Raw genomic sequence first — 12,302 nt, forward strand, 5'->3', positions numbered from 1 at the left:
ACTGGTCTCACTCGGCCTTCCTCGCGAGCCGGCCGGCGGCCGGGGTCGGGCCGCCGCCCGTGTAGGTGACCCGCCACAGCGCGGACTTGGCGTCGGAGGTGAAGAAGCCGCGGCCGTAGTCGAGGACGTACAGCGCGCCGTCCGGGCCGAACGTCCAGCCCATCAGGTTCTTGATGCCGTCGTTGCCGACCGGCACGATCTTCTTCAGTGACTCCGAGTGCACCGGAAGACCGCCGTCTCCTTGCGTCTTCGGGTCCATGAGCACCGCGTTGCGCGGCTGGTCGGCGTCGTAGAAGTCACCGACGAACCACTTGCCGTCCCAGTACGCCGGCCACTTGACCTCACTGGGGCTGCCGGCGTCGTAGCGGTAGACCGGGCCGTTCATCGCGGCCTGGCCGCCGCCCTTCAGCCAGGGCAGCCGGTAGGTGGCCTCGCTCTGCTCGTACGACGGGACGCCGTTCTCGTCACGCGGGTAGTCCGGAGCTCCGCCCTGCGGCGAGTACCAGATGTTGTTGCCCGTCACGGGCGGCAGGTTGACCAGACCGTCGTTGTTCGGCGACTCGTTCTTCGGGGCGTCGCAGTCGTACCAGCCGAGCGGCTTGGACGGGTCGGGCAGGTTCCGGTCCCGGTAGGGCTGATTGTTGCCCATGCAGTACGGCCAGCCGCGGTTGGACGCCTCGGTGATGACGGCGAACGTGTCGTACTTCGCGGGGCCCCAGGTGGGCGACGGGGAGCCGGCGTCCGGGCCGACCCAGCCCGCGTAGAGGGTGTCGGTCTTCTTGTCGACGGAGATGCGCGCCGGGTTGCGCACGCCCATCACATAGATCTCGCCGCGCGTCTTCCCACCGCCCTCGGCGGTCTCCTTGCCGGTGAACAGGTTGCCCTCGGGGAGGGTGTACGTGCCGTCCGGCTCGGGGTGGATGCGCAGGATCTTGCCGTTGAGGTTGTTGGTGTTGCCGGCGGTCCGGCGCGCGTCCGCGAAGGACACGCCCTTGAAATTGGGCTCCGGGTTGTTGCCCGAGTAACCGCCGCTGAACCCGCTGGAGTTGGTGTCACCGGTGGCGATGTACAGGTTGTCCTCGGAGTCCCAGGCCATCCCGCCGCCCGCGTGGCAGCAGCTGTGGATCTGCACCGGCCACTTCAGCAGCACCTTCTCGCTGCCGAGGTCCAGCTTGCCGGTCGCCCGGTCGAGTGTGAAGCGGGAGACCCGCCGCTCGCCCATGTGCGTGTCCCGGTTGATCCCGGAGTGGGGCGTGTAGTGCAGGTACACCCATCCGTTCTGCTCGAAGAGCGGGTCCAGTTCGATGCCGAGCAGGCCCTCCTCGACCTTCCGCAGTTCGTCGCCGCCGCCCTTGTTGCCGAAGACGGTGAGCGCCCCGGCGAGGGTGACCTTCCCGGTCCTCGGGTCGTAGACGTGGATCTCGCCCTTGCCCTTGCCGATGTCCGGGTCGTTCCAGTCGGTGACGACGGGCTGCGAGGAGTCGGCGCCGCCCCGGCCGATGTAGAAGACCCGTCCGTCGGGCGCGGTGACCAGGCCGTGCGGCTCGCCGATCTGGTCGTTCCGCCCCGGCTGGTTGGGCTTGGTCAGCCGCTTGGCCGTGTAGTTGCCGGTGATGGTCGCCGTGCAGTCGGCCCGGACGAGCCGGTTGGTCCACAGCAGGGCGCCGCGCAGGTGCTCGCGGAAGTCGGTCTCGTCGTACGACGACACCGTGCCGCCCATGCCGGTGTAGAAGGACCGGCCACCGTCGTAGTCACGGCACCAGCTCACCGGGTGGTCCCAGCCGTTCGCGCCCGCGCCGGGCGTGTACGTCGACTCGCGCACCCTGGCGACCGTGTGCACGTCGCCGGTGGGGTTCTTCACCCAGTTGAGCCACTTGTCGGGCCGCTTCCACTGCGGCGGCAGGTCCTTGGTCGCCGGATGCGTCCGGTCGCCGACCTCGACGGTCGCCCGTTGCACCGTGCCGGGGCCGGAGGCGGCCGGGCGGGCGCCGATCAGACCGGTGAACCAGTCCGAGTACGGCTCCGCGCGGGCGGCGTCGTGCAGACCGACGAAACCGCCGCCGGCCTCCATGTAAGCCTCCAGTCCCGCTTCCTGGTCCGGGTCGAGGACGTCCCCGCCGCCGGTCAGGAACACGACGGTGTTGAAACGGCCCAGCTTCCTGGCGTCGGTGAAGACCGAGGCGTCGTCGGTCGCGGTGACCTTGAACCGCTGGTCCGCCGGGCCGGACAGGCCGATCTTCTCGATCGCCGCGATCCCCGCGTTCACCAGCGGCGACTCGTCACCGCCGGCCGCCGAGCCGTGGAACAGCAGCACGCGTACGTTGGCGCCGCCCGGGGGCGACGTGATGGACATCGTTGTCAGGGACGGCTCCGGGGCCGGGCGCGCGCTGGCGGCGGGACCCGACAGCAGCCCGGCGGCGACGGCTCCGGCGGCCACGGTGGCCGCCCAGGTGCGTCGCCTCGTTCTCGTCCTCCGTGTGTCCCTGGCGCCTGAAACGCTCAACCCTCTCAAGCGCATGGGTTCTTGATGCGATGTGGACCGCACGTGGCCACCCACCCCTCCTCGGTCGCAGCAACAGCGTCAAGGAAGCTAGACCTCTTTGCACCACACGCCAATACCTATCGCAGCAATGAAACGAACTTTGTCCTGGGTGTGGATAAACGCGGAGGTGGTCGCTACGGTTTCACAGGTTCATGACAGCCACGTGGGGAGTTCGGCATGGACAGACGCGGTTTCAACCGTCGGGTACTGCTGGGCGGCGCTGCCGTTGCGACATCGTTGTCCGTCGCGCCCGAGGCCGTGGGCGCGGCGCGGCCGGCGAGGACCGCGCCCGCCGGGGGCGAGGTGCGGCGCGTCACGATGTACGCCGAGCGGCTGGCCGGCGGGCAGATGGGCTACGGCTTCGAGAAGGGCAAGGCGTCGATCCCGGGCCCGCTGATCGAGCTCAACGAGGGCGACACGCTGCACGTCGAGTTCGAGAACACCATGGACGTGCCCGTGAGCCTGCACGTCCACGGCCTGGACTACGAGATCTCCAGCGACGGCACCAAGCAGAACAGGAGCCACGTCGAGCCCGGCGGCACCCGCACCTACACCTGGCGCACCCACAGGCCCGGCCGCCGCCCCGACGGCACCTGGCGGGCGGGCAGCGCGGGCTACTGGCACTACCACGACCACGTCGTCGGCACGGCGCACGGCACCGGCGGCATCCGGAGCGGGCTCTACGGCCCGGTGATCGTCCGCCGCAAGGGCGACGTCCTGCCCGACGCGACCCACACCATCGTCTTCAACGACATGACGATCAACAACAAGCCCGCACACAGCGGCCCGGACTTCGAGGCCACCGTGGGCGACCGAGTGGAGTTCGTCATGATCACGCACGGCGAGTACTACCACACGTTCCACATGCACGGTCACCGCTGGGCCGACAACCGCACCGGCATGCTCACCGGCCCCGACGACCCGAGCCAGGTCATCGACAACAAGATCTGCGGTCCGGCCGACTCCTTCGGCTTCCAGGTCGTCGCCGGAGAGGGGGTCGGCGCGGGCGCCTGGATGTACCACTGTCACGTGCAGAGCCACTCCGACATGGGCATGGTCGGTCTGTTCCTGGTGAAGAAGCCGGACGGCACCATCCCGGGGTACGACCCGCACGATCACGCCCACGAGCCCGCCGGCGCGGAGGAGCCGGCGCACGAACACTGACGCGCCGGAGGTGATCCGGGAGCCTTCTCACCCGGGAGTGGGCCGGGGCTATCCTTTCCCGCAGCCGCAGGTGAGGAGCGCCCGAGTGAACGAGACAGTGCCGCGCCCCACGCTGGAGGCGGTGGCCGCACGGGCCGGGGTCTCCCGGGCCACGGTCTCCCGCGTGGTCAACGGCTACGACGGGGTGCGCGAACCCCTGGCCGAGCGGGTGAGACAGGCGGTGGAGGAACTCGGGTACGTCCCCAACCAGGCCGCCCGCAGCCTGGTGACGAAGCGGCACGACGCGGTCGCCGTCATCGTCGCCGAACCGGAGACCCGCGTCTTCGCCGACCCCTTCTTCGCCCGGCAGCTGCGCGGGATCAGCAAGGAACTGACGGCGCACGACAACCAGCTCGTCCTGCTGCTCACCGAGGGCCGGGAGGACCACGCCCGGGTCGGCCGCTACCTCGCCGGCGGTCACGTGGACGGAGCGCTGGTGATCTCGCTCCACATCGACGACCCGCTGCCCGGGCTGATCCAGCGCGCCGGGGTGCCGACCGTGTTCGGCGGCCGCCCCGACTTCGACGGCCGCGTCGTCTACGTCGACAGCGACAACCGGGGCGGCGCCCGTGACGCCGTGCGGCATCTGCTCGCCCTCGGCCGGAGCCGCGTCGCCCACATCACCGGCGCCCTCGACCAGACGTCGGCCGTGGACCGGCTCGACGGTTTCCGGGACGTCATGCCCGACGCCGACCCGCGGCTGGTCGTCGAAGGCGACTTCACCTCCGCGGGCGGCGAGCGGGCCATGCGGGAACTGCTCGACCGCCGCCCCGACCTGGACGCGGTGTTCGCCGGCAACGACCTCATGGCGGCCGGCGCCCTGCGCGCGCTGCGCGAGCGCGGGCGGCGGGTGCCGGACGACGTGGCGGTCGTCGGGTTCGACGACATGCTGCCGATCGCCGAACAGACCGAGCCGCCGCTCACCACGGTCCGCCAGGACATCGAGGGGATGGGCCGCCTCATGGCCCGCCTCCTGCTGCGCGACCTGGACCGCACGGGCGTGCCGGACGAGGCGGCGGGCGGCGGCCCCGCCGGCGTGGTCCTCCCGACGACGCTGATCCACCGGGCCTCCGCGTGAACCACCGGTAGCCCGGCGCCCGAGCGCTCGGGACACGCCCGTCCGGGTGCTCCGAGGGGAATTGTCAGTGGGCGGTGGAAGACTCGCCGCAGCAGGCGACCGGACCGCTCGGAGGAGGCACCATGCTCACCACCCACTTCGTCAACGGCGCCCCGAACTGGATCGACGTCGGCACCGCCGACATCGAGGGCGCCGCATCCTTCTACGGGGGCCTGTTCGGCTGGGAGTTCCGTTCGGCGGGGCCCGACGCCGGAGGGTACGGGTTCTTCGAGCTGGCCGGGCGGACCGTCGCGGGCGGTATGCGGACCACACCGGAGCAGGGCCCGCCCGCATGGACCGTGTACTTCCAGAGCCCCGACGCGGACGCCACCGCGAAGGCCACCCGGCAGGCCAGGGGCAGCGTGCTCATGCCTCCGGCGGAGGTGAGCGAACAGGGCAGGGCGGCGATCCTCGCGGATCAGGCGGGTGTTCCCTTCGGTATCTGGGAGCCCGCGCGGCGCAAGGGCGTCGAGGCGGCCGGCGAGGCCGGCTCGCTGTGCTGGGTCGAGCTCTACACCCCCGACATCGCCCGGACCGCCGCCTTCTACCACTCCGCCCTCGGCTGGGAGACCTCGGCCGTGACCTTCCCCGGCGGCGTCTACACGTCCGTCACCCCGGCCGGGGCGGGGGACGAGGGCATGTTCGGCGGGCTGGTGCCGCTGGCCGACGACCCCGTCGAGGCGCGCAGCGGACACCCCTACTGGCTGCCCTACATCGGTGTGGAGGACCCGGACGCCGTCGTCGACAGGGCCGTCGAGCTGGGCGGCAGCGTGCGGATGCCCGCCACGTCCCTGGCCGGGGTCGGCCGCCTCGCCCGCCTGGAGGACCCGTACGGCGCGCGCTTCGCGGTCCTCAAGGGAGATCCGCGCCAGACCTGAACACCGGCGTGCCGCCGTGCGCGGCACCCTCCCGGGCGCCATCCTCATGCCGGGGAGTGCCGCGAGAACCCCCTGCTGCTGCCGCGTTGATACGGCGTTGATCGAACGTTTTTCGCCGTCGGGCACGCTTCCGGCCATGCACACCGACACATACCCCTCGCCCGACCTCACCTGGCAGGAGCAGGCGCTGTGCGCCCAGACGGGAGGAGACTTCTTCTTCCCCGAGCCCGGCAGTTCGGTCCGTGAGGCCAAGCGCATCTGCGGTCTCTGCCCGATCCGCGCCGCCTGCCTGGAGTACGCCATGACCCACGACATGCGCTTCGGGGTCTGGGGCGGCCTGTCGGAGAAGGAACGCCTGGAGCTGCGGCGCGTGGGACGGTAGTTCCGCCCTTGCCTCAGCTCTGGCCGGCGCGAGCCGCCATACGGGCCTTGCGGGCCGCCAGCTTCTCGTCGAACTTCGCGGCCTCCGCGTCGAGACCGCCCATGAACAGGCCCAGCTCCTCCTGCGCCTTGATGCCCTCGGGGCCCAGCCCGTCGATCTCCAGGACCTTCAGGAAGCGCAGCACCGGCTGGAGCACGTCGTCGTGGTGGATGCGCAGGTTGTACACCTCGCCGATGGCCATCTGCGCGGCCGCCCGCTCGAACCCGGGGATGCCGTGACCGGGCATCCGGAAGTTCACCACGACGTCGCGCACCGCCTGCATCGTGAGGTCCGGCGCGAGTTCGAAGGCCGACTTCAGCAGGTTGCGGTAGAAGACCATGTGCAGGTTCTCGTCGGTCGCGATGCGGGCCAGCATGCGGTCGCAGACCGGGTCGCCGGACTGGTGGCCGGTGTTGCGGTGCGAGATGCGGGTGGCCAGCTCCTGGAAGGCGACGTAGGCGATCGAGTGCAGCATCGAGTGCCGGTTGTCCGACTCGAAGCCCTCGCTCATGTGCGCCATGCGGAACTGCTCCAGCTTGTCCGGGTCCACCGCCCGCGAGGCGAGCAGGTAGTCCCGCATCACGATGCCGTGCCGGCCCTCCTCGGCCGTCCAGCGGTGCACCCAGGTGCCCCAGGCGCCGTCCCGGCCGAACAGCGTGGCGATCTCGTGGTGGTAGCTGGGGAGGTTGTCCTCGGTCAGCAGGTTCACCACCAGCGCGATGCGGCCGACCTCGGTGACCTTCGACTGCTCCTTGTCCCAGGCCTCGCCGTCCTCGAAGAAGCCGGGGAAGTTGCGGGCGTCGCTGAACGGCACGTACTCGTGCGGCATCCAGTCCTTGGCGACCTGCAGGTGCCGGTTGAGCTCCTTCTCGACCACTTCCTCCAGGGCGTACAACAGCCGTGCGTCGGTCCAGACGGAAGGGCTGCCGAGGTGGGGAGAGGCGATCGTCACGGGTGACTCCAGGGGACGGGGACGCAGGGAGGTCCGGCGAGCGGTGCCGGGAACCTACGGAATCGTAGGCTACGAATCCGTAGGTTACGTAGCCGTAGGTTAAGGCCGCCGTAAAGACCCCTGATCAGCGGGGTCCCCTCCGTACGGGCGTGTCGCGCCCCGGGTGTCCCCAGCCGCACGTCGCTGAGCCGTACGGGTGACACGCCCGCCGGTCAGGCGTACAGCTCCCGCAGGCGCACCGAGAGACCACCGGTGACGGCCTCAGCGCACGGCCCGCCGCAGGTGCTCCGCCGTGAAGGAACCCTCGGCGACGAGCAACTCGGCCGGTGTTCCCTCGAACACCACCCGGCCACCGTCCCTCCCACCGCCCGGGCCGAGGTCGATCACCCAGTCGGCGCGTGCGACGACATCGAGGTTGTGCTCGACGACGACGACGGTGTTTCCCGCGTCGACCAGCCGGTCCAGGAGGCCGACGAGACCGTCCACGTCCGCCATGTGCAGCCCGGTCGTCGGCTCGTCGAGCACGTACACCACGCCCTCGCGGTGCAGCCGGGTGGCGAGCTTGATCCGCTGCCGCTCGCCGCCGGACAGGGTGGACAGCGGCTGGCCCAGCGTGAGGTAGGTGAGGCCGACGTCCCGCAGTGCGCGCAGCCGGCGCCGTACGCCCGTGTCGTGGAAGAAGCCCAGTGCCTCCTCGGCGGTCATCCCCAGCACGTCGGCGACGGAGCGGCCGCCCACGGTCAGCCGCAGCACCTCGTCCTTGAACCGCCGCCCCTCACAGGTGTGGCAGGCCGTCGTCACCGGGTCCATGAAGGCGAGGTCGGTGTGCAGGATTCCGCGGCCGCCGCAGGTCTCGCAGGCGCCGTCGGAGTTGAAGCTGAACAGCCCCGGTTCGGCACCCGTCTCCCGCGCGAAGATCTTCCGTACCGTGTCCATGATCCCGAGGTACGTGGCCGGGGTGGACCGCGCGGAGATGCCGATCGAGGACTGGTCGACCACCACGGCGTCCCCGTGGGCGGCGGTGAACTCGGCGACCAGGGTGCTCTTGCCCGAGCCCGCCACCCCCGTCACCGCGGTGAGCACACCGGCCGGGAACCGCACGGTGACGTCGCGCAGATTGTGCCGGTCGGCCCCCTTCACCCACAGCTCGCCGGCCGCCTCCCGCACCGCGTCCTTGACCGCCGTACGCCGTCCCAGGCACCGCCCCGTCAGGGTGCCCGAGGCGGCCAGCTCCCGCGGCGTCCCCTCGAACACCACTCTGCCGCCCTCGGCGCCCGCCCCCGGCCCCATGTCGACGACGTGGTCGGCCAGTGCGATGACGTCCGGGTCGTGCTCCACGACCAGCACGGTGTTGCCCTTGTCGCGCAGTCGCAGCAGCAGTTCCCCGAGCCGGTGGACGTCGCGCGGATGCAGTCCGACGCTGGGCTCGTCGAAGATGTACGTCATCCCGGTCAGGCTGGACCCCAGGTGCCGGACCGTCTTCAGCCGCTGCCCCTCGCCGCCGGAGAGGGTGGACGTCTCCCGGTCGAGGCTCAGGTAACCGAGTCCGATCCTCTCGATCCGCTCGAGCGCGGCGACGGCGGCCCCGGCGACCGGCCCGGCCACCGGGTCGTCGATCTCCCGCAGCACGGCGACGAGATCGGTGACCTGCATCCCGGCACAGTCGGCGATGGACCGCCCGCCGATCCGGGAGGCCAGCGCCGCCTCGTTCAGCCTGGCCCCGCGGCAGGCGGGGCAGACGCCCTCGGCCAGGAACTCCCGCACCATGTCCCGGGTCTTCTGGCTCATCGCGGCCAGGTCCCGCTTGAGATAGAGCCGTTCGAAGCGGTCGGCGAGCCCTTCGTACTCCGTGGTCCAGGTGCCGCCCGTACCGTTCACGGTGACCTTGCTGCCGGGCCGCCCCCGCATCAGGAACCGCCGTTCCCCGGCGGTGAACTCCCGCACCGGCTTGTGCGGGTCCAAGTCGTCGCTGTTGGTGTAGGCCTGCCCCTGCCAGGTCCCCGCGGCGAACGGCGGGAAGCGGACCGCCCCCTCGGCCAGGGAGCGGTCCGCGTCGAGGATGCGGTCCCAGTCCGGACGCACGGTGCGGCCCAGGCCGTCGCACTCACGGCACATGCCCGACGGGTCGTTGAACGAATACGCCGTCGCCGGCCCGGCGCTCGGCGTGCCGTGCCGGGAGAACAGCACCCGCAGCACCGAGTAGACGTCCGTCATCGTGCCCACCGTCGACCGCGAGTGGCCGCCGATCGGCCGCTGGTCGACGACGATCGCGGGCGTCAGGTCCTCCAGGGCCTCCGCGTGCGGCCGCTCGTACTTGGGCAGCCGGTTGCGGACGAACCACGTGAACGTCTCGTTGAGCTGCCGCTGCGACTCGACCGCGATCGTGTCGAAGACGACCGACGACTTCCCCGACCCCGAAACACCGGTGAACACGGTCAGCCGGCCTTTCGGGATGCGGAGCGCGACGTCCTTGAGGTTGTTCTCCCCGGCTCCGGTGATGGTGATGTACTCGCTGGACTGGCTCATACCGCAGACGCTAGGCGGAATACCCGACAGCTTCTGTCGTGATTTCCCTCAGCCCTCCCTCCTCCATCAGCAGCCACCGGGTGATGCCGACGGACTCCAGGAACGGCAGGTCGTGACTGGCCACGACCAGGGCTCCCTCGTACGACTCCAGCGCCGTCGTGAGCTGCCGGACGCTCGCCATGTCGAGGTTGTTGGTCGGCTCGTCCAGCATCAGCAGCTGCGGCGCGGGCTCCGCCAGCATCAGCGCGGCCAGCGCCGCACGGAACCGCTCGCCGCCGGAGAGCGTCGCCGCCTTCTGGTCGGCGCGCGCGCCCCGGAACAGGAAGCGGGCGAGACGGGCCCGGACCCGGTTGTTCGTGGCGCCCGGGGCGAACCGGGCCACGTTCTCGGCGACGGACAGCTCCGCGTCCAGGACGTCGAGCCGCTGCGGCAGGAACCGCAGGGGCACATGGGCCCTCGCCTCGCCGGAGACCGGCTCCAGGTCCCCGGCGATCGTGCGCAGCAGCGTCGTCTTGCCCGCGCCGTTGCGTCCGATCAGCGCCACCCGCTCCGGGCCCCGCAGGTCGAAGCCGCCCTTCACCCGGGCGCCGTACACCAGTTCCAGGTCCATGAGGGTGAGGACCCCTCGGCCCGGCGGCACGGCCGTGTACGGCAGGTCGATACGGATCTCGTCGTCGTCCCGTACGGCCTCCACCGCGTCGTCGAGACGTTCCTTCGCCTCGGAGAGCTTCTCCTCGTGCATGACGCGGTGCTTGCCCGCGGACACCTGCGCCGCGCGCTTGCGCGCCCCCATGACGATCTTCGGCTCGCGCTTCTGCTCGAACATCTTCTGCCCGTACCGCTTTCGGCGCGCCAACTTGACCTGGGCGTCGACCAGTTCTCGCTTCTGCTTGCGCAGGTCCGCCTCGGCGACGCGCACCATGCGCTCGGCGGCCTCCTGTTCGACGGCCAGGGCCTCCTCGTACGCCGAGTAGTTGCCGCCGTACCAGGTGACCTCCCCGGAGCGCAGATCCGCGATCTGGTCGACCAGCTCCAGCAGCTCACGGTCGTGGCTCACCACGATCATGACGCCCGGCCAGCCGGCGACGGCCGCGTACAGCCGCCTGCGGGCGTACAGGTCGAGGTTGTTGGTGGGCTCGTCGAGCAACAGGACGTCGGGGCGCCGCAGCAGCAGCGCCGCGAGCCGCAGCAGCACCGACTCGCCGCCCGACACCTCGCCGACGGTGCGGTCGAGGCCGATGTGGCCGAGGCCGAGTTCGCCGAGCGTGGCGACGGCGCGTTCCTCGACGTCCCAGTCGTCGCCGACGGTCTCGAAGTGCTCCTCGGCGACGTCGCCCGCCTCGATGGCGTGCAGCGCGGCCCGCCGAGCGGCGATGCCGAGGGCCTCGTCGACCCTCAGCGCGGTGTCGAGCGTCACGTTCTGCGGCAGGTAACCCACCTCGCCGGCGACGCGGACGGTGCCGTCGGCCGGGGTGAGCTCACCGGCGATCAGCTTCAGCAGGGTCGACTTGCCCGAACCGTTGACGCCGACGAGCCCGGTGCGGCCGGGGCCGAAGGAGACGTCGAGGCCCTCGAAGACGGCGGTGCCGTCGGGCCAGCCGAAGGCGAGGGACGTACAGGTGAGGGAAGGTGACATGCGGGCCTCCGCGGTTGCTCGGGGCGATCAGGGGCAAACGCGTATCGAGACACCGCGGGACGACGACCGGCAGCCGGTCACCGCGGGACGACGACCGGCAGCCGGAGGGGAAACCGTGGGCATGAGAAGAGCCCTGCTCCGAAGGGACCGCAAGGACGGCTCGAACGCCGAGGTCGCACGCGACGTACACACCCGACAGGTGTGACGCGGTGTCTCAGAACCTCAGACGAGCAACGTCCTTCTCCATTCGACGGCAACAGGACCGCTGTACAACGTAGGAGAGCCCGGACCGGCTGTCAACGCCTTTCACCGACCACGACCTCACCGCCCCCGAGGAGGCCCCGTGCCCAGCGGCCCGCTCTCACTGCCGGCCCGTCTCTGCCTGCTGGCCTGGGACACCGACCCCGCCCGGCTGTCACCCCTGGTGCGGGCAGGTGCCCTCGCCGAGCTGGCCCGGCGCGGGCTGCTGACCGATGACGACGGCATCGCCACACCGGTCGACCTGGACTCCCGCACGGGTGACGCGGTCCTCGACGGACTTCTGGAGCTGGCCCGCGAGTCCTTCCCGCACCGCTGGCGCACCTGGGTGACGCTGCACGCGCGGCTCACCCTCGACGCGGTCCGGGAGCAGTTGGTGGCCGAAGGCCTGCTGCGTGCCGAGAAGCACCGGGTCCTCGGGGTGTTCCCGTCCGTGGACCACGTCCTCGCGGACACCGCCCGCGCGGACGCCCTGCGCCGGGAGGCCCACCGGGTCCTGGCCGGGGCCGTACCGGTCGGGAGCGTCCCCGAGCCGACGCTCACCGCCCTGGCCCTCGCGTCCGCGGCCGGTCTGCCGCCCGCCCCGGACGGTTCCTCCTACGACCGGCGCGGTGAAGCCCTGACCCACCGCGCCGGATCGTCGGCACCCGCGTTCGCCGCCGTCCTGCGCGAGCTGCGCGCGGGGCTGACGACCGCCGCGCCGATGCCCTCGTTCACCCGGGGCCGCTGAACGCTCGGCGGAGCCGGCGGCTGCCGCGCCCGGCTCGCG

The 12,302-nt window shown here is 71.2% G+C and carries 9 protein-coding genes; 5 read left to right on the plus strand and 4 right to left on the minus strand.

The window, feature by feature from the left end:
• Nucleotides 1-7: 7 nt before the first annotated feature.
• Nucleotides 8-2,518, minus strand: coding sequence for a ThuA domain-containing protein (locus BU52_RS02445; protein WP_407702024.1), 2,511 nt, complete (start codon nt 2,516-2,518; stop codon nt 8-10).
• A gap of 201 nt (nt 2,519-2,719) precedes the next feature.
• Here BU52_RS02445 and BU52_RS02450 point away from each other — a divergent pair, with 201 nt between their 5' ends.
• The 4 genes from BU52_RS02450 to BU52_RS02465 all read left to right on the plus strand — a co-directional run bounded on the left by BU52_RS02450 (nt 2,720) and on the right by BU52_RS02465 (nt 6,122).
• Nucleotides 2,720-3,706: a multicopper oxidase domain-containing protein gene (locus tag BU52_RS02450; protein WP_037926999.1), complete on the plus strand. Its 987-nt coding sequence runs from the start codon at nt 2,720-2,722 to the stop codon at nt 3,704-3,706.
• An 85-nt stretch (nt 3,707-3,791) separates the two neighbouring features.
• The gene (locus BU52_RS02455) at nt 3,792-4,823 is read left to right on the plus strand and encodes a LacI family DNA-binding transcriptional regulator (protein ID WP_037927001.1); all 1,032 of its coding nucleotides are present in this window, start codon (nt 3,792-3,794) and stop codon (nt 4,821-4,823) included.
• Between the two features lie 122 nt (nt 4,824-4,945).
• Nucleotides 4,946-5,740, plus strand: coding sequence for a VOC family protein (locus BU52_RS02460; RefSeq protein ID WP_037927004.1), 795 nt, complete (start codon nt 4,946-4,948; stop codon nt 5,738-5,740).
• Between the two features lie 136 nt (nt 5,741-5,876).
• Nucleotides 5,877-6,122, plus strand: coding sequence for a WhiB family transcriptional regulator (locus tag BU52_RS02465; protein ID WP_051857828.1), 246 nt, complete (start codon nt 5,877-5,879; stop codon nt 6,120-6,122).
• Nucleotides 6,123-6,135: 13 nt separating this feature from the next.
• On the opposite strand, the gene BU52_RS02470 is transcribed toward BU52_RS02465, so the two are convergent.
• The 3 genes from BU52_RS02470 to BU52_RS02480 all read right to left on the minus strand — a co-directional run bounded on the left by BU52_RS02470 (nt 6,136) and on the right by BU52_RS02480 (nt 11,275).
• Nucleotides 6,136-7,113, minus strand: a complete 978-nt coding sequence (locus tag BU52_RS02470; protein ID WP_037927010.1) for an acyl-ACP desaturase — start codon at nt 7,111-7,113, stop codon at nt 6,136-6,138.
• Nucleotides 7,114-7,374: 261 nt separating this feature from the next.
• Complete coding sequence (locus BU52_RS02475) at nt 7,375-9,639, minus strand: ATP-binding cassette domain-containing protein (RefSeq protein WP_037927013.1); 2,265 nt, start codon at nt 9,637-9,639, stop codon at nt 7,375-7,377.
• Nucleotides 9,640-9,649: 10 nt separating this feature from the next.
• Nucleotides 9,650-11,275: an ABC-F family ATP-binding cassette domain-containing protein gene (locus BU52_RS02480; protein WP_037927016.1), complete on the minus strand. Its 1,626-nt coding sequence runs from the start codon at nt 11,273-11,275 to the stop codon at nt 9,650-9,652.
• A 343-nt stretch (nt 11,276-11,618) separates the two neighbouring features.
• On the opposite strand from BU52_RS02480, the gene BU52_RS02485 reads away from it, so the two are divergent.
• Nucleotides 11,619-12,263, plus strand: coding sequence for a GOLPH3/VPS74 family protein (locus BU52_RS02485; protein ID WP_037927020.1), 645 nt, complete (start codon nt 11,619-11,621; stop codon nt 12,261-12,263).
• The last annotated feature ends 39 nt before the right edge of the window (nt 12,264-12,302 follow it).

It is taken from the genome of Streptomyces toyocaensis, assembly GCF_000725125.1.
Lineage (GTDB): Bacteria > Actinomycetota > Actinomycetes > Streptomycetales > Streptomycetaceae > Streptomyces > Streptomyces toyocaensis.